The sequence below is a fragment of the Curtobacterium sp. L1-20 genome (assembly GCF_048755855.1).
Lineage (GTDB): Bacteria > Actinomycetota > Actinomycetes > Actinomycetales > Microbacteriaceae > Curtobacterium.
Genome location: NZ_CP151473.1, coordinates 2,243,278 through 2,267,851, shown reverse-complemented (window position 1 = coordinate 2,267,851; position 24,574 = coordinate 2,243,278). Strand labels below are relative to the sequence as shown.

The window sequence follows — 24,574 nt, the reverse complement described above, 5'->3', positions numbered from 1 at the left end:
GCACCAGCGACAACCCCGCCGTCGTACGACAACGACCTTGTCGCACCGTGCGCCCGCCGGACGTCAGCCGCGTCAGCCGGGTGCGTCAGGCCGAGGCATCGAGGTACACGGACCCGCGCGGCTCCCGCGTCGCGTCGACCGCGCGCAGCGCCCCGAGGTGCTCCCCCGCCGAGCGGCGTCCCGCCTCGAGGTCGGTGATGCGGTCCCGCTGCGCGGCGAGCAGCCGGGAGGCACGTCCCACCAGGCCGCGTGGGATCGGTCCCAGCCCGGTCGGCTCCACCCACGCGCCACCGGTCACGTCGTCGGCCGACGGCCCGGCGTCGTGTTCCAGCTGGTCGAGCACCGCCACCCAGCGGGCGTGCGCGTCGTCGCGCGTCCCGAGCTCAGGCGACACCGAGCGCACCGCCCGTGGAAGGCCGGGTCGCCTGCGCGGCGGGCAGCGACGCCGCGGCCTCGTGCCAGGACTGCCGCAGGGGCTCGAGGATCCGGATGCAGTCGCGGGTGGCCTGCACGTCGCGGTGCACGTTCGCGGTGATCAGCGACGACGACGCGTAGTTGTAGATGGCGAGCAGGCCCTCGCCGCCGTCCCAGGCGTCGATGCGCAGCGTGGAGGACAGTTCACCGACGATCGCCTGCGCGTGCAGGAGTTGCTCGCGTGCAGCCTCCCAGTCCGCGGTGGTCTGCGCGGCCTCGGCGCGGTGCAGGTCGAGCAGCAGCCGGTCGTAGAGCATCGTGACGAGCTGCGCCGGCGTCGCGGAGAGGACGGCCTCGTTCGTGTACTGGGCGCGGCGCTGGTCCGTGACGGTGCGCGGCTGTGCGGCCTGACGGAACGCAGCCGTCTGGAGGTCGAAGGTGCTCATGTCGTTCCCGTCAGCTCGACTGGGTCGCGAGCTGGCCGGCGAGCCAGCTCGACTGGGACTGGAGTTTGCTGAGGCTCGTCTCGAGGGCCGAGTACTGCGCCTGCAGGGTGGCCCGGCGGGCGGTGAGGCGATCGGTCCACGAGTCGATCTGCGTGGTCAGGTCCTTCGCCACCGACTGCTGCCCGGTGATCGAGGTGGTGATCGAGCCGGTGTACTTGTCCGATGCGGTGCTCGCTGCGGCGCCGACGTTGGCAGCCACGGCGGACAGCATCGCCTGGGTGCCCTGCGGGTCGGTCGACAGCGCCTTCTGGAAGGCGTCCGCGTCGAAGGTGAAGTCGCCGTCCTTCGTGATCACGATGCCGATCGACGAGGGCGACTTGCCATTCACCGGTTGGGACATCGTGCTCGTGAGCCGCTGCATGACGTCACGCGTGGTGGCGTCGCCGGTGAGCGTCCCGGCCTTCGTGGTGGTCGTGCCGTTCGTCGGGCTGACCGTGCTCGTCACGGCGGTGTTCGACGAGAAGTAGCTCGCGACGGCGTTGAGCGCGTCGACGAGTCCGGAGGCGACGGCCTGCGCCTTCGTGGCGTCCTGCGAGACGGAGACCGTCACCGGGTCGGTCGTGGGCTGCGTCACCGTGACGGACACACCGGGCAGCAGATCCGAGAACGTGTTGGTGGCGCTCGTGACCGTCTGCGCGGCCGCGGTGCCTGCCCAGAGCGTCACACTGGCGTCGCGGCCCTGCGTGACGACGGCGGCCCCGGTCTCCCCGAGGACGTTCGAGGCCGTACCCGCAGTGACGTCGGCGCCGGTCCCTCGGTAGACCTCGAAGGCACCGTCCGCGCCGGTCTTCGTGGCAGTGAACTGCACGCGGTACAGCTTCGTCCCGTCGGCGGCGGTACCGGCGGCGACCTTCGTCGCGCTGACCCCGGCGCCTGCCTTGTTGATCGCCGAGACGGCGTCGTCCAGCGAGCCGGACGACGGCGTCACCGTGGTCTGCTTGCCGTCCGCTCCGACGATCGTGATCGGGCCGGCGGCGTCCGCCCACGTCGACTTCGCGGCGGTGACACCGGTGTGCGCGGCGGCGGTGGACCCGACGATGAACCCGACCGAGCCGACGGACGCGCCGGTCGAGGTGGTCACGGTCACACCGGTCGAGGACGAGGTCGCCCCGAACACGTCGAGCGAGGTCGCCTTCGCGGCGTCGGTCGCCTTCGTGGCGAGCGTCTGCACGAGGGAGTTCATCGTCTGCAGTGACGAGATGAACGCGTTCGTGTCGGTGAGCTTGTTCTTGAGGAGCGTCTGCGGGACGCCCTCGACGCTCATCAGCGAGTTGATGAGGTCGGTGGTCTTGAGGCCGCTGACGAGGCCGTCGATCGCGAGGCCGTTGGCCGATGACACGGACGACATCGAGGGCTCCCTGCCGTCGGAGGTTGTTGAGGTCGGATGCGGGTGACGCCGCCGCCCGGGAGACCTGAACGATCCCGGACGGCGGCGTCGGTTGCGTGCTAGCGGAGGAGCGAGAGCACACCCTGCGTGCTCTGGTTCGCCTGCGCGAGCATCGAGGTGCCGGCCTGGCTCAGGATGTTGTCGCGCGTGTACTTGACCATCTCCTGCGCCATGTCGACGTCGGTGATGCGCGAGCCCGCCGCGGTGAGGTTCTCCTTGGCCACGTTCGTCACGTTGATGGCGTGGTCGAAGCGGTTCTGGACAGCACCGAGGTTCGAACGAGCTGCCGACACGTACTTGATCTGCGTGTCGATCGCGTCGATGGACGCCTGGGCCTCCGTGGCCGAGCCGAACTTCAGCGTGCCGGTGGCGCCGGTCGTGAGGGCCGCCGCGACGTCCTTCACGCTCGACTTGCTGAGGTCCACGTCGATCTGGCTCGAGGTGCCCGAGTTGGCGCCGACCTGGAACTTCATCACGCCCGCCGTGCCGGCGCTGCCGTCGAGCAGGTTGATCCCGTTGAAGTTGGTCGACTCCGAGATCCGGCCGAGCTCCGCCTGGAGCTGGGTGACCTCGGTGTCGATCGCCGTCCGCGAGTCCCCGTTGTTCGAGTCGTTGCCGGCCTGGACGGCCAGGTCGCGCATGCGCTGGAGGATCGAGTGGGTCTCGGTGAGCCCACCTTCAGCGGTCTGCACGACGGAGATGCCGTCCTGTGCGTTGCGGGCCGCGACCGTGAGGCCACCGACCTGCGACTTGAGCCCCTCGGAGATCGACAGACCGGCAGCGTCGTCGGCAGCACGGTTGATGCGGAGACCCGTCGAGAGCTTCTCGAGGGACTTCGACAGGTCGTTCTGCGTCGCGTTGAGGTTCCGGTACGTGTTGAGTGCCGAGAGGTTGGTGTTGATGGACATACCCATGGTGGTTTCCTCCGTGAAATCTGGGTCGTACGTCGGCCCGTCCGTGGGCTGACATGGATGACTCTCGACCGGTTGGCGAGAGCCGTTAGGTGATCGACGAAAAAGTCTCCGTCGACGGCTCAGCTCGCCGCCACCGCAGGGGTGGTGGCGTCGTGCACGGCCCGCGCGACGCCGGCTGCGGCGTTCGCGGCGACCCGCGCCAGGTAGGCGCTCCGGCGCGCAGCGGTCGTGCGCGAGGCGGGCTCGACGGCCGCACCCTCGTCGCCGTAGTGCGCGGCGAGTCCGTCGCGGAGCAGGCGCATCGCCTCGGAGCGCTGCTGCGACACGGCGGAGTGGGTGATCCCGAGTTCGGCGGCGACGTCGGTCACCGTGCGGTCCCCGAAGTAGACGTTCTCGACGATGAAGCGCATCCGGTCGGGCAGCGCGTGCACGGCGGCACGCAGGTACCGGCGCTTCTCCGCCTCGAGCAGGTCCTCGCCGGGCAGGGGCGTCTCGGCCGCGAGCACGTCGTGCACGGTCTCGTCGATCGGGCTGACGGTGCGGGCCGCGTCGGTCATCGCGTCGGCGGCGGTCTGCCGGTCGACGCCCATGGCGTCGGCGATCTCCTCGACGCTGACGCTGCGGCCCAGGCGGGCGGACAGCGCCTCCTGCGTGGCGAGGGTCTCGCGGATCCGCTTCCGGGTCCCGCGGGACGCCCAGTCAGCGGAGCGCATGTCGTCGGCGATCGCCCCGGTGATGCGTGTGCGGGCGTAGGCACCGAACGGGACGCCGAGCTCGGGGTCGAAGGCCTCCGCCGCTGCGACGAGTGCGAGGGACCCGACCGCGGCGAGGTCGTCACGGTCGAGGTGGGTGGCGCGTGCGCGGACGTCGGCGACGATGTAGCCCACGAGCGGCAGGTGCTCCACGATCATCGCGTTGCGTTCGGTGCGGTCCATGTACTTCCCCTGGTCATCCCGGCGTGACTGACCCGTCCGTGGGCGCGGCGGACACCGGCCTCGGTCAGCCGGTGTGTACGCCGAAGAACCACCCGGGTCCGTCCGGGTGGCGCCCCGCGGTGTCCCCCGCGGTGCGGTTCGAATGTATCGGCTGGCAAAGCGCTGAACACCTGCACAACCGTCCCCAGTGCGGGGGTGCAGGCGCGTTTCGCCGGTCGTCATTTTGGGGGACCCCGGTCGGGGAACGGTCGTTCTTGTCCCCCGACCTGGGAGTGGCCGGGAGGCGCGACCCGCCTCTGGCCGTCGGCCCGCCACCCCGGGTGCTTACGCCCGGCACCGGCGGACCGATAGGTCCCGGTGTCCTCAGGACGACCGACACACACGACCACGGGAGGAGCTGATGAGCGTGAACGAACTGTCCGCCGTGCTCTGGCGCGAACGCGAACTACTCGAGCTGCTCACCTTCAAGCTGGAGGAGGAGCAGTTGCTGCTCGCCGCCGGCCGCTCCCGCTGGGTGTCCCACGCCAGCCGTGAGGTCGAGCAGGTCCTCGAGCGTCTCCGCAGCACCGGGCTGGAGCGTGCCGCGTCGAGCGCCGAGGTCGCGGAGGAGTGGGGCGTCCCGTCCGACGCTCCCCTGCGCGACGTCGTCGCCGCGGCGCCGTCCGGCCCGTGGGGCGAGATCCTCGCCGCGCACCTCACCGCCATGGTCGAGTTGACCACGCAGATCGGTGCGCTACGCGACGAGAACGACCGCTTCCTCCGCACTGCAGCGCAGGCGACGGAGGAGACCCTCGCCGGCACGGTGACCGGGGCTGCCACGTACGACGCCTCCGGCACCTCCGGCTCCGGGTCCGACGGCGCGCGGCTCTTCGAGGGGACGCTGTAACCGTGGTCAGCACCTTCGGATCCCTCGCCACCGCCTACTCCGGCCTGGCCGCAGCCCGCGCCGGCATCGACGTCACCGGGCAGAACATCGCGAACGCCGGCACGGCCGGGTACACACGGCAGCGGATCACGCAGTCCTCGATCCCGGCGGTCCAGACCGGGTTCGTGCGGGGCACCGCAGCCCTCGCCGGCCAGGGCGTCTCCGTCGACGGCATCGCCCGCCTGGCCTCGCTGACCCTCGACGCCGGCGTGCGGGTCGCCGCCGGATCCTCGGCCTACGCCGGCACCCGGGCGACCGCACTCGGCGCGCTGGAGGACGGGCTGCACGAGCCGGGCGACGACGGCCTGTCCGCGAAGCTCGACGCCTTCTGGTCCTCGTGGGGCGAACTGTCCGCGCACCCCGACGACCCGGGAGCCGCGAGCGCGGTGATCGGCGCGGCGACGACCGTCGCCACCACGCTGTCGACCGGGTCGAAGGCCGTCGACGCGCAGTGGACCTCGGTTCGGGGCACCGTCCAGGGCCAGGTCCAGCAGCTCAACACCGCGGCGACGCAGGTCGCCGACCTGAACGGCCGGATCCGGACCACGCTGGCGTCGGGGGGCAACGCGAACGAGCTCCTCGACCAGCGCGACCAGCTCACCGAGCAGATCGCGACGCTGGCCGGCGGCACGGTCCGCGCGAACGGCGACGGCACGGTGGACGTCCTCATCGGCGGCAACGCGATCGTGCAGGGCTCCGACGCCCGCTCCGTGGCGCTCGGCGGTGCGGAGCGGCTGACCGACGGCGGCGCGGTCACGCTGACCTGGACGTCCGGCACCGCCGGCGCGGTGTCGATGTCGGGCGGCACCATCGGGGGCGGTCTCTCGCTCCTCGCCCCCGCGACCGCCGACGGCACGGGCGGGGCACTCGCCGAGGCGGCCGTCTCGTACGACCGCGTCGCGACGCAGCTCGCGACCGCGGTCAACGCGGTGCACGCCACCGGCACCACACCCTCCGGCCAGACGGGTACCGCCTTCTTCGCGCTCGCCGCCGGCGTCCCGGCGGCACAGGGCCTCTCGGTCGTGCCCACCGACGGCAGCGGGCTGGCGACGCGGAACGCGGCGGGCCAGCTCGACGACTCGTTCACCGACGCGCTGTCGCGGCTCGGGGCGGCGCCGGACAGCGCGGACCGCGCCTGGGCGACGTTCGTGGCGGGGGTGGGGAGCGCCTCCAGGACGGCCACGTCGGAATCCACGCTGACCGGACTCGCCCTGACCAACGCGCGCACCCAGCAGCAGTCGGGTGCGGGCGTCGACCTCGACGAGGAGAACGTGAACCTGCTGAGCTACCAGCACGCGTACCAGGGCGCGGCACGCGTCCTGACCGCCGTCGACGAGATGCTCGACACCATCATCAACCGCGTCGGACTCGTCGGGAGGGGCTGACCGTGATCACCCGTGTGACCACCCAGATGTCGATGGCCGCTGCGTCGGCACGCCTGCAGGCGGGCGCCGTGAAGGTCGCCCAGGCGACCGAGCAGGCCACGACGCTCAAGAACATCCAGCGGCCGTCCGACGACCCGGTGGGTACCGTGTCGTCGATGCAGGTGCGCAAGGAACAGGCCGCTGCCGCCCAGTACACGCGCAACGCGAACGACGCCGTCGGGTGGCTCGCCACGACCGACAGCGCCCTGTCGAGCGTCTACTCGGTGCTCAACAGCGTGCGGGACCTCACGGTGCAGGCGGCGAACAGCGGCACGATGAGCGACACCGACCGCGACGCGTTCATCACCCAGTTCCGGTCGCTGAAGAGCGACCTCGAGGCCCGCGCGAACACCACCTACGGCACTCGCTCCGTCTTCGCGGGCTCCTCCACCACCCCCACCGCGTACGACCCGGCGACGGGCTGGGCACCCTCGGGCACCGACGTCACGCGCCGTGTCGGCGACGGGACCACCGTTCGGGTCGACACCGCCGGCGCGGACGTCTTCGGATCCGGCTCCGGCTCGGTGTTCGCCATGCTCGACTCCATCGTCGACGACCTGCAGAACGGTGTGAACGTGAACGCCCAGATCGGCTCCGTGGACGCAGCGATCACCACCGTGCGAGGGGTCCAGGCCGACGTCGGTGTGCGCCACGCCGCCGCCCTCACCGCCCAAGACTCGCTGAAGACCGCGACCGTCTCGCTCGAGAACCGCCGCGCCGGCATCGAGGACACCGACCTCGCGAAGGCCGTCCTCGACCTCCAGGTGCAGCAGACCAACTACCAGGCAGCCCTCGCGGTCACCGCGAAGGTCCTGCAGCCGACCCTGATGGACTACATCCGATGAGCATCGACCTGACCTTCGCCGTCCCGCCCTTCGGACTCTCCGCCGCCGACGCCTTCACCCTGACGCCGGTGGACGGCGCCGACGGGCTGTTCACCCTCGTGGGCGCCGACGAGCGGCTGTTCGTGCTCGACGCCGCGGTGCACCTGCCGTCGTACTCCCCCGAGCTCACCGACGAGCAGGCCGCTGCGCTCGCCCTGACGGACCCGGCGGACGCGATGCTCCTCGTCGTCGCGAACCCCGGCGGGTCCGGCACGACGGTGAACCTGCTCGCGCCGATCGTCGTGAACGCGCGGACCTCGGCGGGGGCGCAGCTCATCCTCGAGGACCAGGACCTGCCGCTGCGGGCGGAGCTCGCGCGGCGCTGAGGCGCGGGCGGGGCGGGGCGCTGCCGACTCGGAACGACATCGTCGACGTCGTACGACATCGACTTCGTCGCAGCCCCGCCTCCGCAACAGTTGCACGCGCCCACGGGCGACACGACCGCTGTCGTACGACATCGACGGTGTCGCACGTTGCACACGCGCGGTCCCGCCGCTGGTCCCCGCGAAGCCCCGCCCCGCTGCCGGGCACAACACGAGCTGAACGGTTGCCGGTCCCCCGCGCCCCTGCGGCCCTGCGCCCCACCGCCACCGGGTCGCCGAGCCGGAACGACACCGTCGCTGTCGTACGACAACGGCTTCGTCGTAGCCGCGCGTCCGCAACTGTTGCAGCCGCGGGCCGACGACACCACCGCAGTCGTACGACATCAGCGACGGGCGGACACACGCACGCCATAGCCCTCCACAAGCCAGGAGGCTCGGCGCCCCGTCCACAGACCGGTGGTCACCCGACCCGGGGCCGAGCGCAGTCGGCCATCGTCGACGCATGCACGAACGAGTCCTCGCCGTACCGCTCCTCCGCACCGGCGGTCATCCGAGCGCAGAGCGGCGCGCGCTCCAACGCCGGGTGCACCGCGGTGAACTCGTCGCGATCCGGCCCGGAGTCCTCGTCGACCCGGCACACCTCGTCGGACTCCGTCCCGAGCACGAGCACCTGCTCCTCGTGAAGGCGACGGCCCCGTCGATCCGGGCACCGACGATGATCTCCCATGCCTCGGCGGCGGTCGTCCACGGGTTACCCGTCGTCGGTCGGCCGCCCGTGAAGGTCGAGGTGACCGACCCGCGTCGGGAACGCAGCGAGACGTCGGCGTTGCTCCGCGTGCACGGCGCTCCCTTGCGGACCGAGCGGGACGAGCGGGACGAGCGGGACGAGCGATGGTCGGGTCTCCCACCGACCTCTCCGATCGAGTTCTGCGGTGCGACCACGACGTCCCTCGTGCGCACGCTGGTCGACGTGGCGAGCACGATCCCGCTCCTCGAGGCACTGCCGATGATCGACGCAGCACTGCACGACCGACGCCTCCTCCCGGACATGCTCGTCGAGGAACTCGATTCACGAGCGCGGAAGGGACGGGCGAAGGCCGCGCTGGCGGTCGGGATGGGGTCGGCGCTGTCGGAGTCGCCGGCGGAGTCGGTCTGCCGGGTGCGCTTCCGTCAGGTCGGGGCTCCCGACCCGGTGCAGCAGCACGTGTTCGCGCGTGCCGGGGAACGGAGCGCCGTCGTCGACTTCTGGTTCCCGGAGCAGGGCGTCGTCGTCGAGGTCGACGGGCGCGCGAAGTACACCGAGCACGGCGACTCCCCTGCCGACGCACACTGGCGCGAGAAACGCCGCGAGGACTTCGTCCGGTCGTTCCCCGAGGTCCGCTTCGTGGTCCGGCTCAGCTGGGCCGACCTGATGGACGCCGATCGCGTCCGGCTCGCGCTCACCCGGGCAGGTGTGCCGTGCCGGTGAACGTCCCGCAGAGCCCCGACCCGGCGGCGACACCGACACCGACACCGAGCACGGTACCGAGCAGCGCGACGAGCCCGACCGACGGAGTTCCCATCCGTGCGGCGTACCGTCCACTCCATGGCCCGAGAGCAGAAGGACCAGGCGATCGTGCCGTTGCCGGTCTCCTCAGTCACGTCCCGTCCCGACGACCCCGACGCGCGCGTCCCCGTACAGGGCCAGCCGACGGGCTGGGTGAAGATGCTCGACCGCGTGATCAGCGTCCAGCGACCCGTCGTCGTCGCGCACGTGAAGGCCGTGCGACGCCGTCACCCGAACGCCTCCCCGGCGGAGATCATCCAGATCCTCGAGCGCCAGTACCTCGCCGCGGTGACGACCGGCGGTGCAGCGGTGGGCGCGAGTGCCGTGATCCCGGGCGTCGGGATGGCCGCGGCCCTCGGACTGAGCGGCGCGGAGACGGTCGGCTTCCTCGAGACCACCGCGCTCTTCGCGCAGTCGGTGACCGAGGTGCACGGCATCGCCCTGGAGGACCCGGAACGCGCCCGCATGCTCGTCATGGCGATGATCCTCGGCACCCCGGGAACACAGCTCATCAACCAGCTCGCCGGGCAGATCGCCGGCGGCCAGGTCCGGACGGCGTTCTGGGGCGAGATGGTGACGTCGTCGCTCCCGAAGCAGGTCGTCAACGGCATCGGCGGCCAGGTGCGCGACCAGTTCATCAAGCGCTTCGCCGCGCGGCAGGGCACCACGGTCCTCGGCCGTGCCCTCCCGTTCGGGATCGGTGCCGCCGTCGGCGGTCTCGGCAACCACGCCCTGGGGCGCAAGGTGATCCAGGCTTCGCGCACGGGGTTCGGCTTGCCGCCGGCACACTTCCCGATCGTGCTCGACCCGAGCGCGAAGGAACCGAAGCAGAAGCCCGACAAGCAGAAGTCCGGCAAGCGCGGGTCCGACGAGCAGAAGGCTCCGAAGGAACGCCGTGCGCTGGGTCGTCGGAAGGGGCGCGAAGACCTCTGGGCCGACACCCCGACCGCCACGTCTCCGGACGGCCGAGACTGACACCGCCCGCACGGACGAATACCGGTCCGCCGCTCCGCGTACCACGTCAGGGTCGGCCAGTCGCTGCACGGCCGTGAGCTGTGCGCCGGGGACGAACACATCCCTCAGTGCGTCCGCCGCTTCGGGCTCTCCCACCGCGCGCGCGTGGCGCGGCGAGCGTCCGCGACGCACGGCGAGCATCCGCGACGCACGGCGAGCGTCCGCGAACCGCGGGCCACGCTCACGATCCCGAAGCTGACGGACGGGAGGCGCGGTGCCGACCCGGCCCGCGCCTCCCGTCCCTCGCTCACAGCGCGGTCAACGACACCGCACCGGCGTCGTCACCACCTGCCCGGCGTGCGCGAACCCTCCGCCGAAACCGAACAGCAGGGCGGGTACGCCCTCGGGCAGCTCCCCGCGGCTCCACGCCTTCGACAACCCGAGCGGGACGCTCGCCGCCGACGTGTTGCCGGACTCGACGACATCGCGCACGACGTACTTCGACTCCCCACCGAGCGCCGTGACGAGCGGCTCGATGATCCGCAGGTTCGCCTGGTGGAACGCGAAGACCTCGATGTCGTCGAGCGTGAGGCCCGCGGCCTCGACGACGGCGCGCGCGTGCCCCTCCGCTTCGGTGATGGCCCAGCGGTAGATGGAGCGCCCCTCCTGGTTGAAGCGTCCGGGGTCGCCCTCGACCCGGACCGCGTCGAGCAGGTGCGGCACGCTCCCCCAGGACACCGGACCGATCTCGGGCGTCTCCGCGACGCCGAGCACGGCGGCGCCGGCTCCGTCGCCGACCAGGACGCACGTCGAGCGGTCGGTCCAGTCGGCGATGCTCGAGAGCACTTCGGACCCGATCACGAGCGCGGTGTCCGTCGACCCGACGCGGATGGCCTGGTCGGCGAGGGCGAGCGCGTACTCGAAGCCGCTGCACGCCGTGTTGATGTCGATCGGCGCGGGACCGTTCGCCATGCCGAGTGCCGCCGCGACACGTCCGGCCGTGTACGGGGCCCGGTCCTGGTGCGTGGTCGAGGCGACGATGACCAGGCCGACCTCCGACGGTGCGACACCGGCGTCGGCCAGGGCACGACGGCCGGCCTCGATCGCCAGGGAGGTCACGGTGTCGTCCGGTCCGGCGATCCGCCGGGTCTCGATGCCGGTGCGTGTGCGGATCCACTCGTCGTTCGTGTCGACCATCGTCGACAGCTCGTCGTTCGTGAGGACCCGGTCCGGCTGGTGGTGCCCGAACCCGAGGATCCGGCTTCCGCGGAGTGCTGGGGTGTTCATCCTCGGCACGCTACTCCGTCGCGTGGGCGCCTCATGCCCGAGCAGGAATGGAAGCGGTGGCTCCCGCCCGCCGTCAGCGGCGTGCGGCGGCCGTCGCCCGGTCGTTCGCCTTGCCGATCGCCTCGACCAGTTCGTCCTTCGTCATCTTGGAGCGCCCACTGACGTCGAGCCGCTTCGCGACGTCCATCAGGTGCGCCTTCGAGGCGTTGGCGTCGACGCCACCCTCGGTCTTCCCGGAGCCGCGCGTCCCGGCTGCTCCGGAGTCGGACGGCCCCGCGGAGTCCTTCTCCTCCCAGTGGTCGCCGACCTTCTCGTACTCGTGCTTCACGGCGGCGAAGGCCGTGCGGTGTGCGCGTTCACCGGGGCCGTACGACTCGTTCGCCGAGTCGAGGGTCTTCTCGAAGATCTCCTGGGCGTGCTTCGGCGATCGCTTGAGGGTGCTCGGGATCTCGTCCTCGGCGGGCATGGGGTGCTCCTCTCGGTTCGTCACCCCTGACTACTCCCCGCACCCGGACGGGTACTCCCAGGGCCTGGCTGGCGCGGCACGCCCCGAGTAGACCGGACGCATGGACTACACACACCTCGGACGGACAGGGCTGTCGGTCTCACGCGCGGTGCTCGGCACGATGAACTTCGGGCCGGAGACCAGCGAGGACGACTCGCACGCCATCATGGACCGCGCGCACGAGCTCGGCGTGAACTTCTTCGACACCGCCAACGGCTACGGCGGCTCGGTGGGCAAGGGCGCCACCGAGGAGATCATCGGCCGCTGGTTCGCCAAGGGCGGCGGCCGGCGCGAGAAGACCGTCCTCGCGACGAAGGTCTACGGCGAGATGATCGACTGGCCGAACGGCGGCAAGCTCTCCGCGTTCAACATCCGCCAGTCGCTCGACGCGAGCCTGCAGCGCCTGCAGACGGACCACATCGACCTGTACCAGTTCCACCACGTCGACCGTGCGACGCCGTGGGACGAGATCTGGCAGGCGATCGACGTCGCGGTGCAGCAGGGCAAGATCCTCTACGTCGGCTCGTCGAACTTCGCCGGATGGCACATCGCCCAGGCGCAGGAGGCCGCCGCGCGCCGCAACACGCTCGGCCTCGTCAGCGAGCAGTCGATCTACAACCTGGTCGTCCGCGACATCGAGCGCGAGGTCCTCCCCGCCGCTCGCGAGTACGGCCTCGGTGTCATCCCGTGGTCGCCGCTCCAGGGCGGCCTCCTCGGCGGCATCATCGAGAAGACCGAGCAGGGCTCGCGCCGCCTGAGCGGCCGCAGCGCCGAGTACGTCGAGGGCCACCGCGACCAGCTCACGGCCTACGAGTCCTTCGCGAAGGAGCTCGGCCACACCCCCGGCGAACTCGCCCTCGCGTGGCTGCTGCACCAGCCCGGCGTCACCGCGCCGATCACCGGCCCGCGCACCATGGAGCAGTGGGAGTCCGCGGTCCGCGCCGTCGACATCCGCCTCGACCAGCGTGCGCTGGACCGGCTCGACGAGATCTTCCCGGGGCACAAGACCTCGCCGGAGGACTACGCCTGGTGACGTCGCCGACGGGACCAACGGGTCGCTGACGCGACCATCTGCCTGGAGGCGCGGTGCGGGTCGGACCCGCACCGCGCCTCCAGTGCGTGGTCACGTCGAGAACGCGACCACCGTCGCGGTCAGAGCGCCGCGATCTCCGCGTCCTGCAGGCCGATGGCCCGCAGGTAGTCGTCGACGCTCCCCCAGCGGCGCTCGACGTGCTCGATGACCGTGGTCATGATCTCGGGGACGCACCGTTGCGCGGTCGCGGTGGCCTCGGGGTCGGTGCTCGCTGCGCGTTCCCGAGCGAAGCGGTCGACGAGCCGCTCGGCACTCACCGCGTAGTCTGCACCGACCGCGTCGAGGTCTGCGCCCCAGTGCCGGGCGAGCAGCGCGCTGACGATTCCGGTGCGGTCCTTCCCGGCCGAGCAGCAGACCAGCACGTCACCATCGGTGGCCGCGACGGCACGGAGTGCGTCGGCGATCCCGCTGCGGTGCCGGTCGAGCCAGTCGATGTACTGGTCCTCGAGGGTGATCGCCTCGGCGGCCGACTCCAGGCCCGACGACGGATCGAACATCGGGACACTCCGGTAACCAGGGGCAGCCGCGAGAGGGTGCGGAACGGCGGCGGTCTCGTCAACGCGGCGGAGGTCGATCACCGCGGCCAGGTCGGACGGGTACGCCTCGGGTCCGACCGGCTCGGTGTTCGCCCGGTACACGGTCCGGTGGTGGTCGGCCTGGAGGGCGGTACTTCCGACGGGGCGGAGGTTGGTGAGGGCGTTCGACGTCGTCGTCATGAGTCCACTCTGCCGGAGACGAGTCACCTGCGACGATCGACAAGCCAGTCGAGGACCGGCGGGGACAGCCCTGCTCTGCCGGCGATCGGAGCGGTTCGGGCGATCTCGTCACACCACTCGCGGCTCGTCCCCGTACGCGAAAGCGAGGCGCAGCTCGGTCGCGCCCCAGATGGACTGCAGCGCACGTCCAAGGTCCAGCCAGTCGTCCTCTGCAGCGGCACCCAGACCGACCGTCACTCGATCGCCGAACCTGCTCGCACGGAAGTCGAGCGCGAACTCGTTCGGTTTGTTGACCACTGTTTGGGAACGACCGCCCGCCGTGACGGCAACGTGGAGGTACGCCCCCACTGCCAGTTCCGCGATCAGGGACAGACCGAAGCCGCGCATCGGTTCCGGACGACCGTCCACGGTGTAGACCGACTCCGCGATGATCGCTGGCCACGCCCCCTCGACCGACGCATCGACCTGCTGCCCACGGACCGTCCAGACACCGGCGAACGAGGGAATCGCTCGCCGATCAGCTCGGACGCCTTTGACAGACAGGCACTGATCTGGTCCGGCGTGTCGGGGCGAGCGTCCCAGTCCACGACCAGGAGCCACTCGGTCACGTCAGTCTCCATGGTTCCACCGCTCGGCCGGGTGGCGACCAGGGCGAGGAAGGCCCGGCCGCCGATTCCGAAGTGTGCGACTGGATCGATGTTCGCGTTGAACTTCACGATCTGGCAAGGCGAGTTTGCAGACCGCGCCCGGCGAGGTCATCTCGTCAGTCATCCTGCCCAGCGTGCTCGATCACCTCGATGGCGGCTCCGCAACACGAGGTCCGCGACCTGGGGGGCCGCATCCGCTGCCGCATCGCCTACCGCCCCTCGGGCCGGGCGTCGGTCGTGCCGTCGGTCGGGGCGCCGACAACGAGTCCGCCAGCGTCCTCGACCACATCGGCGGTCGCGACGATCCCAGCGACGGTGGTGACCAGGTCGTCATGACCGACATCGATGTTCAGCCAGGTTCCCTCGTCCGAGACTCTGATCTTCGCAACCGCGGGCAATTCGATCGCCGAGAAGAACGAGCCGCGGTCGCCGCGGAAGTAGTTGGTCAGCCCCACCAGCGTCTTGAACCGCCGCTGGCTCCGGCTGGCATCACGAAGGGTGACCTGCGCGAGGTCCGGAGACCAGATGTCGACGAGGCGCTGCAGTACCTCGACCTGATGACGGCCGAAGGAGTCCCGGAGGTCGGCTGTCGCGTCCGGCACGACGGCTCGCTGCGTCACAGTGAGCTCGTTCACGACGTAACGGTTCACCGTGGCCCCGACGTGCAGGCCAACGGAGACCCCGACTCCGTCCACGAGACCGCTCACCAGAGTGGCGCCGTAGCCGTCCTTCGGGAACGGCTCTCCGTCGTGGTTCCGCGCGACGCCGCGTCCGAGGACCCGCCGCACCGTGTCGTCGTCGAGCAAGTCGATGCGGGCGCCGTCCGCGTCCCGCGACGCCGGGTCGGAAAGCTTCCAGGGTCCGGCGAACGGCCGACCGCACAGCGCGAGCACGTCCAACGTCTCGCGGAGAGCGCTGACCGTGTCCGCCGGGTCGTACGCGCGCGTTCCCCACTGCAGCCGAATCGAGGGCTGTTGGGTCGTCCAGATCGACGTCACCACACTCCGTTCGTCAAGTTGGCATCGATCGGAAGATCACGTCGACGTCGAGCCGTCTGTCCATGAGCGCGTCCTCGAGGACTTCCCCGATGCCAGGCATCCATCACACCTCCGGAGGGGTTGTGGATGCGGTCTCGATGAAGAAGCCCGAGCAGGTTCAGTCGAAGACCTTCGGAACCGCGCCGTCGGCGAGCTCGTCGACTCGTTGCCCCACTTCCCGCAACAACGCTCGACCTGACCCCGAACTGATGCGGTAGTTCACGTTCATGCGACGCAGGAAGGTCTCTACGTCGCCGTCGTCTGCGCGATCAGCGCCCAGCGAGACGAACTCCTGCCGCATCGCAGCGAGCTCTTCCGCGGTGAATCCGTCGACGTAGAAGTCGACGTAGTCGGCAATGGACGAGTAGTCGTCCCACCAGTACTGGTAGAGATTCTCCAAGAAGCCCCCGAGCAGCGGGATCGCGTCAGGAAAGTTCTCGTACCCGATGTCGCCCAGTTCAATCACGTACCGAAACCGGAGTGCTGGATCATTGATCACGGCCGACGCTTCGACCACAGCCGCAACAACCGCATCCACCTCCTCGCTGCCCGGACGAACGTCGATCCAGACGCCGTCTTCGACATTCGAGATCTCGACGCTCGCCGGCATCGGGACCTGCGTGAACGGAACGGTACGATCCCGCAAGAACGTCGTCAGCCCCAGGCGAAAGAGAAGCTTGCGTTGCGCGCGGTCCGCCTTCGCGATTCCCAGACGACCTGACGACGCTCCCCACAATCTCACCAAAGACTCGAGAGCCTGTCGTCCGTCCTTGCCGAGGGATTCGCTCACGTCGAGGTTCGCGGCTCTGTCCGATTGCATGATCGACACCGTGAGTGATCCCGAGTTCGGCTGGTCCGATGCTGCACCGATGTGCAGCTCGATCACCGCACCGGTCCCGTCGGAAGGAGTTGTCGCGAGGCTCGCTGAGTACCCCCCAGGCTCGAACACCGAACCGTCGTGGTTCCGGTCGACACCCCGCTCGATGAGGCGCAGGAGCGCGGCATCGTCCAAGTCATCGACGCGCACCGCATCCGCATCCGGACTTCCCCAGACGGCAACGCTCCACTCACCAGCGAACACGCCGCCGAGCCGAGCGACCGTTCCGACCGATTCGCGGATCCGCTGCGGCGAATCCTCGAGGGGATGCTCCTCAGCACGCCAAGAAACTTGGATGTACGGCTGCGACGACTGCCAAACACTCACCACGGCGATCTCCTTCGCTCCATCGGCCGGTAGAAGATGTCCACATCGACGTCCCAATCGATGTTCGCACGATCGACGGCATCGTCGAGAAGTCGCGCGAAGCGCTCGTCCGTCACGATGTACTCAAGCCTGCCGCCTCCGAGCCGATCGATGGCCGTGACCTGCCGACGTACCTGATCCACGGTGCCCTGGATCTCGGTGCGATCCTTGAGCGCGATTCTTTCGGCCGACCAATTCTTGGAGTCGTACCAGAAGGAGTGATTTCCCTTCGTGTCCCTGAAGACACGCTCACCGTCCTCGACACGGTAGCCGTCGAGAGCAACCGACCTTTCGTCGTCGAGACGCGCGACCAACTCCGGAACTCTGCCGTCACTCTGCCGGTGAATACCCGTGAAGTGTTGCTGCTCGGCCATCCCTGGATCGTTGCGCTTCACGAGTTCCCACGTTGCGGTGGCGTGCTCCGCCTGGAGTTCGACGTGCCCGATGATCGGCTGTTCGTCTACACCGATGGCCGTCCACCGAGGCAAGCAATCGCATCGGAGGCCTTCTGGTACCGAGCTCGGACACGTCAACCACTGCAGTCTCCGATCCGGGTCGGGGAAGCGGTCCGGATCACACACCGTTCGATCCCGTGATCGAGAGAGTTGGTGGTCGTGAAAGCCCTCGAACCCGACGATGAGTCCATCTCCCAAGTGGGGTAGAAGATTGCAGGGAGGAGAGACGAGAGTGCAGGAAGGGTTCGACGAAGTTCCACCGTGCCAAGATCTTCAATGTCAGGCATGTATCGCACCTCCGGAGTGCCCGGTGATCCGCAGTGGCGAATTCTTCCGTAGAAGTATCTACAACGCCGATGCAACAATCGCCCGGATGCGCTGCAGCCATTCTAGGCCGTCGAGCCCGTTCCGCCCAGGAGGGGCGTCCGAATCAAGGCGCGAAAGCAGGCCTTCCGCGTTGGACGGCGCAAGTCCGGTGGCGAAGACATCATCGAATTCCCGCAGCATCCGCTTGATGTCGTCTTCATCGTAGCCTTCGATGAGATCGAGAACGATCTCGTCGACGGAATCGAAGTCGACGTACCACCTGAGGTACATGCCCTCCAACAGTCGGCCGACCATCGGAAGGAGCTCGCGGTACGTGTCCTCATCGATTCGTTCGACCTGTTCGATGTTCATGCTGCTCCTAAGGCTTCGGATAAGCGGTACGGATCCAGAAGTGCCCCGGCGCTTGCTGAGACCACTTCAGCTGAATGAACACTCGTCGCACATCGGTGAACTTCCCCTCGGCAAATGTCGCCCAATATCCGAGTCGAACACGACTGTGAACTGAGTCGACCCTGGTTTGGCGGGCTTCGCCGGGTCGTCCCCGAGCCAAGACCTGATCTCATCGAACTCTGAATCGAGCGCTTGACCGATGAGTCGATCGAGCTCGTCCGGCGGTACTCGGAACGCGCTGTTCCCCTTCGGGCTCATGTCTGCCCGCGACGCGATCTCAGCGTCTGTCATCGGCCCGTGTCGACCGAGATAGTGCTCTTCGAGTGTATGCGCCTTCGGATAGCCACCGGGTCCCTCATGACGTTCCAGCCCGCCGGCATCGAGGAACGAGTGCGAGAAGTGATGGTCGGTCAAGAGCGACGGCGTGCCGTCTCTGTCGACTGATGTTGCTGCGCCATCGAACAGCTTCGGGGGTGCATCGGAGTGCACGCTTCGGACCTCGTCCCCGGAGGTCCCGCCCTCCTCAACTCATTCACCGAGAAGGTCCTCAGGAGCACGGTCGGCAACCTTCATGCTCTCTGCCTCCCAGAGCACCTCGAGGGACTTTGCGAGATCAACGAATGCTTCGAAACCCGGACCCGACGTCCTCAGAGTCACCGGCTCGCCGAAATCCACAGAAGAAAAGTCCAGAGAGACCGAGTTCGGTGCCACCCGTCGCGTTTGATGTGTGGCACCGGCACGCACGCGGATGGCCGCATAGCTACCGTCCATCACTGGCGAGAGCAGCAAGAAGCTGAACCCCCGAGCCGGATCCGGCTCACCGTCGACACGCAGCAGGCTCGATCGCACGAGTTCGGGCACTGCGTTGTCCCTGTACTCGACCGAGCCGACCTCGCTGCTCACCTTCCACGCTCCCTCAAACTCCGGGAACGCTCGGACGAACCGATCGCAACTCTGCAATGCGAGATCCGCGATCTCCTCAGCGGACTGTTGCCGCGCTGCCCACTGCACTTTCAACTGCCAACCTGAAACGTCAATGACGCTGCTCACCATCCCGCAAACCCATCCTGTAGAGGCCGGTACTCCACGACCAGGACTCCGCCGTTCCCCCGGCGGCGTCAGCGATGCTGCGCACGATCCGCTCGGCTGTCCCCCGGAACGGGGGTTGTGCTGCCGCGTGGACCTCGCTCCACCATAACGGATCAGGTGCCGTCGACAAGGGATGGCCGAGCAGCCGTCCGGCGTCGGACGGATCGTCGAGCCTCCGGGACTGGAAGAGCGTCAGGAGCACCACGCCGTCGTCGGTGACGAGCTGCAGGGCGTCGCCCTCCCAGAGCTGGCGGATGCCGACGTCCGGGTCGACCGCGGCGGCTCCGACGAGCACCGCCGCGGCGTCGACGTGTCCGGCGGTCAGGATCGTCCACTCGGCGCTCACCGGGCGTCCCCGAAGCCGAGCAGCGAGGTGGCGCGGGGGCCGAGGGCGGTGCCGAGCACCGCGAGCCGACGCCAGCGCGCCTCGACCTCGGCGCCGCCCGTCAGGCCAAGCTCCGACGGTGCGAAGTCGAGCAGGAGCGAGGGCACCCGGGCCGGTCCGACGACGGACGCCCCGTCCGGGAGCGTCGCCGGGTCCACGCCGAGGTCGCGCACCGCCGCAGCACCGACGACCGCGCCGAGCGGGACCGGCATCCCGCGCTGCCGGGCCGCGAGGGTGCCGTCCGGGTGGCCGCCGGACCGCCAGGCGGTGGCGAGGAGGACCCGCTGGCGGCGCGCCAGGTCGCCGAGGACGGCCACGACGGGACCGTCCACCGGCGCCGGAGCGTGGCGGTCGAGCCGAACCGCGCCTCCCGACCCGTCGCGGTCGAGCCGAGTCGTGCCTCCCGACCCGTCGGGGCGGGAGCCCGACCGTGGCAGTGCCAGCCGCGTCTCCTCGGTGACGCCCGTGGCGGACCGCTCCACCCGGATCTGCACCGAGGCGACACCGCCCTCGAGCGGGGCGACGGCGACCAGTCGGGTCGGGCGGGGTGCGCGACCGCGAGCGAAGTCGGTGACGGCGCCGACGTCCCACGCGAGCGTCGCGGGCTCGACGGTTCCCCACCCGGTCGGGGCGGTGTCGGCGAGCCCGGCGAGCAGGAGTTCCGCGGTGCGTCCGATGGCGGCCTGCTCGGTGGCGGGGTGGTGGACGGCGGCGACGACCTCGACCCAGGGGACCTCGTCGGCGCCGAGGCGGGTGCTCCGTGGCGAGTCCTGCGGGGCGAGCATCGCGGTAGCGACGTCGTCGGTGACCTCGGCGGAGCCGGCGGCGCGGTAGCGGTCGCCCTCGCGGACGACCCAGGCGCTGCTGGTCCGACGGAGCATCGCGAGCATCGCCGGCGTGACGCGGCTGGAGGACGGGGTCAGCAGGACGAAGGCCGCGTCGGCCGCGCGCGTCTCGAGGACGAGGCCCGTGCGGGCGGAGGAGAGCGACACGACCGCGGCGTCGGTCTCGGACACCACGAAGCCGGGCCCGACGGCGTCGACGAGTGGGTGCGCGAGGGTGACGTCGTCCACGCCGGAACCCTACCGGTCGACCGCGTTCCGGGATCGAACCCCGATGACGGTGCCCTCGGCCGGCGCCGACACGACGACGGGCCCCGCGCTGCTGTGTGCGCGGGGCCCGTCGGACGGGTGGTGCTGGTGCTACCGGACGTTGACCGGGGTGCGGTCGGCCTCGTCGTAGAGGACGTAGCCCTCTTCGCCGTGGACCGCGGTGTCGATGCCGGCGACCTCGTCCTCGGTCTTCACGCGGAAGCCCATCGTCTTCTCGATGATCGTGCCGATGATGAAGGCGAGCACGAAGGAGTACGCACCGACGGCGCCGGCGGCGGCCGCCTGCTTGCCGAGCTGGGCGAACGAGCCGGAGTAGATGAGGCCGGTGTCGTTGGCGAAGAAGCCGAGGTACAGCGTGCCGACGATGCCGCCGACCAGGTGCACGCCGACCACGTCGAGCGAGTCGTCGAAGCCGAGACGGTACTTCCAGTCGATCGCGAAGCAGCAGATGATGCCCGCGATGAAGCCGAGCAGGATGCCCCAGCCCGGGGTCAAGTTGGCGCAGGCCGGGGTGATCGCGACGAGGCCGGTGACGGCACCCGACGCGGCACCGATCGAGGTGGCCTTGCCGTCCTTGAGCTTCTCGACGAGCAGCCAACCGAGGATCGCGGCAGCCGGGGCGGCGAGGGTGTTCACCCAGGCGATCGAGGCGATGCCGTCAGCGGCGCCCTCGGACCCGGCGTTGAAGCCGAACCAGCCGAACCAGAGGATCGCCGCACCGAGCAGGACGAAGGGCGGGTTGTGCGGCTTGTGCGCACCCTTCGCGAAGCCGACGCGCTTGCCGAGGACGAGCGCGAGGGCCAGGCCCGCGGCACCGGCGTTGATGTGCACCGCGGTGCCACCGGCGAAGTCGATGACGCCCCACGTCGCTGCCCAGCCGGAGGTGAGGTTGAACACCCACGAGGCGACCGGGAAGTAGACGACCGTGACCCAGACGCCGGCGAAGACCATCCATGCGCCGAACTTGGCGCGGTCGGCGATCGCGCCCGAGATGAGGGCGACGGTGATGATCGCGAAGGTGGCCTGGAAGCCGACGAACGCCATCGAGGGGTACGCGGCGTTGATCTTCGACGCCGTGGCCTCCTCGAAGGCCTGGCCGAGACCGATCTGGTTCCAGTCGATGCTGAAGAAGCCGACGACGCCCGACACCGCCGTGCCGTCGCCGTGGTTGGCGAACGCGATCGCGTAGCCGTAGAGCACCCAGAGGACGCTCACCAGGGCGATCGCCCCGAAGGACATCATCATCATGCTGATGACGGACTTGGCCTTCACCAGACCGCCGTAGAAGAAGGCCAGGCCGGGTGTCATGAACAACACCAGCGCCGCCATGACCAACACGAACGTCGTGTTGCCCTGATCAAGCATCTGTTCACCTCTCGATTGCGCCGACGGCTCTTGGACCGCTTCGGGTGTCACGAGTCTGGCGAGGCGAGGTTTCACGAGGGAGCACGAAGTGTTTCGCGGGTGTAACGCGAGGGCGCTCCGTGTAAACGTCGTGTTTCGTACGGCGGGACGGCCCCTGTGGAACGGTCGTGCGCGCGATCAGGCGCGGGACAGCGCGACGACGCGGCTGGCAGCGCGGAGGTACTTCTTCCGGTAGCCGCCGCTCAACATGCTCTCCGGGTACACCTGGTCGAGCGGCGTGCCGGACGCGACGATCCGCACCTGGGCGTCGTACAGCCGGTCCACGAGTGCCACCCACCGCAGGGCGTCGGTCTGGTCGGCGAAGGGCTGGACGTCCGTGAGCCCGACCGCGTCGAGCCCGTCGACCATCGCGACGTACCGCGACGGGTGCACGGACCCGAGGTGTGCGACGACGGTCCGGAAGTCGTCCAGCGTGACGTTCCCCGCCGGCAGCGCCCCCTCGACGTCCGACACCACCCGGGCCGACTCGTCGACCGCGCGACGGCGGTAGTCGAGACCGTCGATGCGCAGGGTCTCGAAGCGGTCCGACATCGCCTGGATCTCGCGGAGGAAGTCCTGGGCGGCGAAGCGCCCCTCGCCCAGCGCCCCCGGCGGGGTGTTCGACGTCGCGGCGAACCGGGTGCCGGACTCGGACAGTTCCTTGATCAGCCGGGTCATCACCATCGTGTCGCCCGGGTCGTCGAGCTCGAACTCGTCGATGCACACGAGCGCCGTACCGCGCAGCAGGTCGACCGTCCCCTGGAACCCGAGGGCGCCCACGAGCGCGGTGTACTCGATGAACGTGCCGAAGGTCTTCCGGCCGGAGGCCGCGTGGTACGCCGCGGCGAGCAGGTGGGTCTTGCCCACGCCGAAGCCGCCGTCGAGGTAGACACCGGACTTGGCGGCAGCGTCCGTCGAGGCCGCCTTCCGACGCCCGAACAACCCGCGGCGCGGCGAGGCCGCCTCCGGTCCCGCGACGACGAACGCCTCCACCGCGTCCCGGACCTCCGCCTGGGACGGGTAGTCCGGGTCCGGCCGGTACGAGGCGAACGACGCCTCGGCGAACTGCGGCGGCGGCACCAACGAGGCGGCCATCTGCTGCGGGGTGACCTGCGGGTCGCGGTCGGCGAGGTGAGCGGGGTTCGGCAACTGCTGGGCCCTCCGGGAAGCATGTCGTGCGGTGTCACGTTGCAGGAGGCGAACGGCACGTCCGCGTACCGTTGCCCACAGGCACCGACGACCGATCCTAGTCCGGTGCCGTCACGACGATCCGTCGCCAGTCCACAGGAGGTACCCCCGATGACCGCACCGGTCGACCCGTCCGAGAAGTTCGCCGCCTACGCGCACCCGGAGCGCCTCGTCTCCACCGAGTGGCTGCAGGAACAGCTGGACGCGGGCACCCCGGACCTGGTCGTGGTGGAGTCCGACGAGGACGTCCTGCTCTACGAGACCGGCCACGTCCCGGGCGCGGTGAAGATCGACTGGCACACCGACCTCAACGACCCGGTGCTGCGCGACTACGTCGACGGCGAGGCCTTCGCCGCCCTGCTCGGCAGCAAGGGCATCGGGCGCGAGACGACCGTGGTGCTCTACGGCGACAAGAACAACTGGTGGGCCGCGTACGCCCTCTGGGTCTTCTCCCTGTTCGGCCACGAGGACGTTCGCCTGCTCGACGGCGGCCGCACGAAGTGGATCGCCGAGGACCGCGCGCTCACCACCGACCGCACCGACGTCACCCCGACCGAGTACCCCGTGGTCGACCGGGTCGACACCGAGATCCGCGCCTACAAGGACGACGTCCTCGCCCACCTCGGCAAGCCCCTCATCGACGTGCGCAGCGCCCCGGAGTACAGCGGGGACCGGACCACCGCGCCCGACTACCCGGAGGAGGGCGCCCTCCGCGCGGGGCACGTCCCCACCGCCGTGAACATCCCGTGGGCGACCGCCGCCGCTCCGGACGGCACCTTCAGGTCCCGCGCCGAGCTCGACGCCGTGTACCGCGACGGCGCCGGCATCGGCGACGCGGACGAGGTCATCGCCTACTGCCGGATCGGCGAGCGGTCGAGCCACACCTGGTTCGTCCTGCAGCACCTGCTCGGGTACCCGAACGTCCGCAACTACGACGGCTCCTGGACGGAGTGGGGAAGCGCCGTGCGCGTGCCCATCGCCGTCGGCACCGAGCCGGGTACGCTCCCGAACCGATGACCGACAGCACCGACACCCCGCTCCCCCCAGCGCTCGCCGAGATCCGCGACGACTTCCTCGAGCTCACCCAGCAGGACCGGCTCCAGTTGCTCCTCGAGTTCTCGAACGAGCTCCCCGCGCTGCCCGAGCGGCTGCAGGGGCACGAGGACGAACTCGAGCGTGTCGAGGAGTGCCAGTCCCCCGTCTTCATCACGGTCACCGTGGGCGAGGACGGCGACGCCCCGGACGTCGTCCGCATGCACGCGACCGCACCGCGCGAGGCGCCGACCACCCGGGGCTTCGCCTCGATCCTGGCGCAGGGTCTGTCCGGTCTCACCGTCGAACAGGTGCTGGCCGTCCCCGCCGACTACCCGCTGACGCTCGGACTGAGCGAGGCGGTCAGCCCGCTGCGGATCCGCGGCATGGTCGGGATGCTCGGCCGGGTGCAGCGACAGGTGCAGGCGGCCGTCGCGGCGTGACCGGCCCCG

At 69.9% G+C, this 24,574-nt stretch carries 29 protein-coding genes; 9 read left to right on the top strand and 20 right to left on the bottom strand.

Features of this window, described 5'->3' with window-relative positions; translation table 11 throughout:
• Nucleotides 1-85: 85 nt before the first annotated feature.
• From AAEP86_RS12260 to AAEP86_RS12240, 5 genes are all read right to left on the bottom strand, one after another.
• Nucleotides 86-394, bottom strand: coding sequence for a hypothetical protein (locus tag AAEP86_RS12260; protein ID WP_420367615.1), 309 nt, complete (start codon nt 392-394; stop codon nt 86-88).
• A complete protein-coding gene (gene fliS / locus AAEP86_RS12255) occupies nt 384-860 on the bottom strand; it encodes a flagellar export chaperone FliS (RefSeq protein ID WP_420367614.1) in 477 nt (158 codons plus the stop codon). Before fliS ends, AAEP86_RS12260 begins: the two co-directional genes overlap by 11 nt.
• A gap of 10 nt (nt 861-870) precedes the next feature.
• The gene (gene fliD / locus AAEP86_RS12250; RefSeq protein WP_420367613.1) at nt 871-2,268 is read right to left on the bottom strand and encodes a flagellar filament capping protein FliD; all 1,398 of its coding nucleotides are present in this window, start codon (nt 2,266-2,268) and stop codon (nt 871-873) included.
• Between the two features lie 98 nt (nt 2,269-2,366).
• On the bottom strand, nt 2,367-3,221 hold the full coding sequence (locus AAEP86_RS12245) for a flagellin (protein WP_420367612.1): 855 nt from the start codon (nt 3,219-3,221) through the stop codon (nt 2,367-2,369).
• Nucleotides 3,222-3,340: 119 nt separating this feature from the next.
• The gene (locus AAEP86_RS12240) at nt 3,341-4,156 is read right to left on the bottom strand and encodes a sigma-70 family RNA polymerase sigma factor (protein WP_420367611.1); all 816 of its coding nucleotides are present in this window, start codon (nt 4,154-4,156) and stop codon (nt 3,341-3,343) included.
• Between the two features lie 400 nt (nt 4,157-4,556).
• Between AAEP86_RS12240 and AAEP86_RS12235 the strand changes: the two genes are divergently transcribed.
• From AAEP86_RS12235 to AAEP86_RS12215, 5 genes are all read left to right on the top strand, one after another.
• On the top strand, nt 4,557-5,042 hold the full coding sequence (locus AAEP86_RS12235; protein ID WP_420367610.1) for a flagellar protein FlgN: 486 nt from the start codon (nt 4,557-4,559) through the stop codon (nt 5,040-5,042).
• 2 nt (nt 5,043-5,044) lie between these two features.
• Nucleotides 5,045-6,466, top strand: coding sequence for a flagellar hook-associated protein FlgK (gene flgK / locus AAEP86_RS12230; RefSeq protein ID WP_420367609.1), 1,422 nt, complete (start codon nt 5,045-5,047; stop codon nt 6,464-6,466).
• Nucleotides 6,467-6,468: 2 nt separating this feature from the next.
• Nucleotides 6,469-7,350: a flagellar hook-associated protein FlgL gene (gene flgL, locus AAEP86_RS12225; RefSeq protein ID WP_420367608.1), complete on the top strand. Its 882-nt coding sequence runs from the start codon at nt 6,469-6,471 to the stop codon at nt 7,348-7,350.
• Nucleotides 7,347-7,715, top strand: a complete 369-nt coding sequence (fliW, locus tag AAEP86_RS12220) for a flagellar assembly protein FliW (protein WP_420367607.1) — start codon at nt 7,347-7,349, stop codon at nt 7,713-7,715. Before flgL ends, fliW begins: the two co-directional genes overlap by 4 nt.
• 499 nt (nt 7,716-8,214) lie before the next feature.
• Complete coding sequence (locus AAEP86_RS12215; protein WP_420367606.1) at nt 8,215-9,180, top strand: hypothetical protein; 966 nt, start codon at nt 8,215-8,217, stop codon at nt 9,178-9,180.
• On the opposite strand, the gene AAEP86_RS12210 is transcribed toward AAEP86_RS12215, so the two are convergent.
• The gene (locus AAEP86_RS12210) at nt 9,152-9,274 is read right to left on the bottom strand and encodes a hypothetical protein (RefSeq protein WP_420367605.1); all 123 of its coding nucleotides are present in this window, start codon (nt 9,272-9,274) and stop codon (nt 9,152-9,154) included. The genes AAEP86_RS12215 and AAEP86_RS12210 overlap by 29 nt on opposite strands.
• A gap of 23 nt (nt 9,275-9,297) precedes the next feature.
• On the opposite strand from AAEP86_RS12210, the gene AAEP86_RS12205 reads away from it, so the two are divergent.
• Nucleotides 9,298-10,233: a hypothetical protein gene (locus AAEP86_RS12205; RefSeq protein ID WP_420367604.1), complete on the top strand. Its 936-nt coding sequence runs from the start codon at nt 9,298-9,300 to the stop codon at nt 10,231-10,233.
• A 297-nt stretch (nt 10,234-10,530) separates the two neighbouring features.
• Here the strand turns inward: AAEP86_RS12205 and AAEP86_RS12200 are convergent, their stop codons facing one another.
• Nucleotides 10,531-11,499, bottom strand: a complete 969-nt coding sequence (locus AAEP86_RS12200) for a beta-ketoacyl-ACP synthase III (RefSeq protein WP_420367603.1) — start codon at nt 11,497-11,499, stop codon at nt 10,531-10,533.
• A gap of 73 nt (nt 11,500-11,572) precedes the next feature.
• Nucleotides 11,573-11,965 (bottom strand): ChaB family protein, encoded by a 393-nt coding sequence (locus AAEP86_RS12195; RefSeq protein ID WP_420367602.1) that lies wholly within the window; start codon nt 11,963-11,965, stop codon nt 11,573-11,575.
• A gap of 100 nt (nt 11,966-12,065) precedes the next feature.
• Between AAEP86_RS12195 and AAEP86_RS12190 the strand changes: the two genes are divergently transcribed.
• Nucleotides 12,066-13,037, top strand: coding sequence for an aldo/keto reductase (locus AAEP86_RS12190; RefSeq protein WP_420367601.1), 972 nt, complete (start codon nt 12,066-12,068; stop codon nt 13,035-13,037).
• A gap of 119 nt (nt 13,038-13,156) precedes the next feature.
• Here AAEP86_RS12190 and AAEP86_RS12185 read toward each other — a convergent pair whose 3' ends face one another.
• From AAEP86_RS12185 to zapE, 12 genes are all read right to left on the bottom strand, one after another.
• A complete protein-coding gene (locus AAEP86_RS12185; RefSeq protein ID WP_420367600.1) occupies nt 13,157-13,813 on the bottom strand; it encodes a tyrosine-protein phosphatase in 657 nt (218 codons plus the stop codon).
• Nucleotides 13,814-13,921: 108 nt separating this feature from the next.
• Nucleotides 13,922-14,221 carry a hypothetical protein gene (locus tag AAEP86_RS12180; RefSeq protein WP_420367599.1) on the bottom strand — a complete coding sequence of 100 codons (300 nt, stop codon included), beginning with the start codon at nt 14,219-14,221 and terminating at the stop codon, nt 13,922-13,924.
• A gap of 448 nt (nt 14,222-14,669) precedes the next feature.
• Nucleotides 14,670-15,461, bottom strand: a complete 792-nt coding sequence (locus AAEP86_RS12175; protein WP_420367598.1) for a hypothetical protein — start codon at nt 15,459-15,461, stop codon at nt 14,670-14,672.
• A gap of 154 nt (nt 15,462-15,615) precedes the next feature.
• Nucleotides 15,616-16,704, bottom strand: coding sequence for a hypothetical protein (locus AAEP86_RS12170; protein WP_420367597.1), 1,089 nt, complete (start codon nt 16,702-16,704; stop codon nt 15,616-15,618).
• Nucleotides 16,698-17,114: a hypothetical protein gene (locus AAEP86_RS12165; protein WP_420367596.1), complete on the bottom strand. Its 417-nt coding sequence runs from the start codon at nt 17,112-17,114 to the stop codon at nt 16,698-16,700. Before AAEP86_RS12165 ends, AAEP86_RS12170 begins: the two co-directional genes overlap by 7 nt.
• Before the next feature lie 426 nt (nt 17,115-17,540).
• Nucleotides 17,541-17,873, bottom strand: a complete 333-nt coding sequence (locus AAEP86_RS12160) for a hypothetical protein (RefSeq protein ID WP_420367595.1) — start codon at nt 17,871-17,873, stop codon at nt 17,541-17,543.
• Between the two features lie 66 nt (nt 17,874-17,939).
• The gene (locus AAEP86_RS12155) at nt 17,940-18,401 is read right to left on the bottom strand and encodes a hypothetical protein (protein ID WP_420367594.1); all 462 of its coding nucleotides are present in this window, start codon (nt 18,399-18,401) and stop codon (nt 17,940-17,942) included.
• 39 nt (nt 18,402-18,440) lie between these two features.
• A complete protein-coding gene (locus AAEP86_RS12150) occupies nt 18,441-18,965 on the bottom strand; it encodes a hypothetical protein (protein ID WP_420367593.1) in 525 nt (174 codons plus the stop codon).
• Complete coding sequence (locus AAEP86_RS12145; RefSeq protein ID WP_420367592.1) at nt 18,946-19,347, bottom strand: hypothetical protein; 402 nt, start codon at nt 19,345-19,347, stop codon at nt 18,946-18,948. The genes AAEP86_RS12150 and AAEP86_RS12145 overlap by 20 nt, the downstream gene beginning before the upstream one ends.
• Nucleotides 19,344-20,459 carry a DUF6177 family protein gene (locus tag AAEP86_RS12140; protein WP_420367591.1) on the bottom strand — a complete coding sequence of 372 codons (1,116 nt, stop codon included), beginning with the start codon at nt 20,457-20,459 and terminating at the stop codon, nt 19,344-19,346. Before AAEP86_RS12140 ends, AAEP86_RS12145 begins: the two co-directional genes overlap by 4 nt.
• 129 nt (nt 20,460-20,588) lie before the next feature.
• A complete protein-coding gene (locus tag AAEP86_RS12135) occupies nt 20,589-21,863 on the bottom strand; it encodes an ammonium transporter (RefSeq protein WP_420367590.1) in 1,275 nt (424 codons plus the stop codon).
• A 177-nt stretch (nt 21,864-22,040) separates the two neighbouring features.
• Nucleotides 22,041-22,997, bottom strand: coding sequence for a cell division protein ZapE (zapE, locus tag AAEP86_RS12130; protein ID WP_420370478.1), 957 nt, complete (start codon nt 22,995-22,997; stop codon nt 22,041-22,043).
• Between the two features lie 204 nt (nt 22,998-23,201).
• Between zapE and AAEP86_RS12125 the strand changes: the two genes are divergently transcribed.
• Nucleotides 23,202-24,107: a sulfurtransferase gene (locus tag AAEP86_RS12125; protein WP_420367589.1), complete on the top strand. Its 906-nt coding sequence runs from the start codon at nt 23,202-23,204 to the stop codon at nt 24,105-24,107.
• Complete coding sequence (locus AAEP86_RS12120; protein ID WP_420367588.1) at nt 24,104-24,565, top strand: SufE family protein; 462 nt, start codon at nt 24,104-24,106, stop codon at nt 24,563-24,565. The genes AAEP86_RS12125 and AAEP86_RS12120 overlap by 4 nt, the downstream gene beginning before the upstream one ends.
• The last annotated feature ends 9 nt before the right edge of the window (nt 24,566-24,574 follow it).

What these genes read in the sequence shown, in the direction of transcription:
- AAEP86_RS12195 (WP_420367602.1), bottom strand. Translation starts at nt 11,965, where the DNA reads ATGCCCGCCGAGGACGAGATCCCGAGCACCCTCAAGCGATCGCCGAAG.
- AAEP86_RS12205 (WP_420367604.1), top strand. Translation starts at nt 9,298, where the DNA reads ATGGCCCGAGAGCAGAAGGACCAGGCGATCGTGCCGTTGCCGGTCTCC.
- zapE (WP_420370478.1), bottom strand. Translation starts at nt 22,997, where the DNA reads ATGGCCGCCTCGTTGGTGCCGCCGCCGCAGTTCGCCGAGGCGTCGTTC.
- AAEP86_RS12200 (WP_420367603.1), bottom strand. Translation starts at nt 11,499, where the DNA reads ATGAACACCCCAGCACTCCGCGGAAGCCGGATCCTCGGGTTCGGGCAC.
- AAEP86_RS12165 (WP_420367596.1), bottom strand. Translation starts at nt 17,114, where the DNA reads ATGGCCGAGCAGCAACACTTCACGGGTATTCACCGGCAGAGTGACGGC.
- fliD (WP_420367613.1), bottom strand. Translation starts at nt 2,268, where the DNA reads ATGTCGTCCGTGTCATCGGCCAACGGCCTCGCGATCGACGGCCTCGTC.
- fliW (WP_420367607.1), top strand. Translation starts at nt 7,347, where the DNA reads ATGAGCATCGACCTGACCTTCGCCGTCCCGCCCTTCGGACTCTCCGCC.
- AAEP86_RS12125 (WP_420367589.1), top strand. Translation starts at nt 23,202, where the DNA reads ATGACCGCACCGGTCGACCCGTCCGAGAAGTTCGCCGCCTACGCGCAC.
- fliS (WP_420367614.1), bottom strand. Translation starts at nt 860, where the DNA reads ATGAGCACCTTCGACCTCCAGACGGCTGCGTTCCGTCAGGCCGCACAG.
- AAEP86_RS12190 (WP_420367601.1), top strand. Translation starts at nt 12,066, where the DNA reads ATGGACTACACACACCTCGGACGGACAGGGCTGTCGGTCTCACGCGCG.
- AAEP86_RS12150 (WP_420367593.1), bottom strand. Translation starts at nt 18,965, where the DNA reads ATGGTGAGCAGCGTCATTGACGTTTCAGGTTGGCAGTTGAAAGTGCAG.
- AAEP86_RS12185 (WP_420367600.1), bottom strand. Translation starts at nt 13,813, where the DNA reads ATGACGACGACGTCGAACGCCCTCACCAACCTCCGCCCCGTCGGAAGT.
- AAEP86_RS12240 (WP_420367611.1), bottom strand. Translation starts at nt 4,156, where the DNA reads ATGGACCGCACCGAACGCAACGCGATGATCGTGGAGCACCTGCCGCTC.
- AAEP86_RS12210 (WP_420367605.1), bottom strand. Translation starts at nt 9,274, where the DNA reads ATGGGAACTCCGTCGGTCGGGCTCGTCGCGCTGCTCGGTACCGTGCTC.
- AAEP86_RS12135 (WP_420367590.1), bottom strand. Translation starts at nt 21,863, where the DNA reads ATGCTTGATCAGGGCAACACGACGTTCGTGTTGGTCATGGCGGCGCTG.
- AAEP86_RS12235 (WP_420367610.1), top strand. Translation starts at nt 4,557, where the DNA reads ATGAGCGTGAACGAACTGTCCGCCGTGCTCTGGCGCGAACGCGAACTA.
- AAEP86_RS12215 (WP_420367606.1), top strand. Translation starts at nt 8,215, where the DNA reads ATGCACGAACGAGTCCTCGCCGTACCGCTCCTCCGCACCGGCGGTCAT.
- AAEP86_RS12245 (WP_420367612.1), bottom strand. Translation starts at nt 3,221, where the DNA reads ATGGGTATGTCCATCAACACCAACCTCTCGGCACTCAACACGTACCGG.
- AAEP86_RS12160 (WP_420367595.1), bottom strand. Translation starts at nt 17,873, where the DNA reads ATGAACATCGAACAGGTCGAACGAATCGATGAGGACACGTACCGCGAG.
- AAEP86_RS12120 (WP_420367588.1), top strand. Translation starts at nt 24,104, where the DNA reads ATGACCGACAGCACCGACACCCCGCTCCCCCCAGCGCTCGCCGAGATC.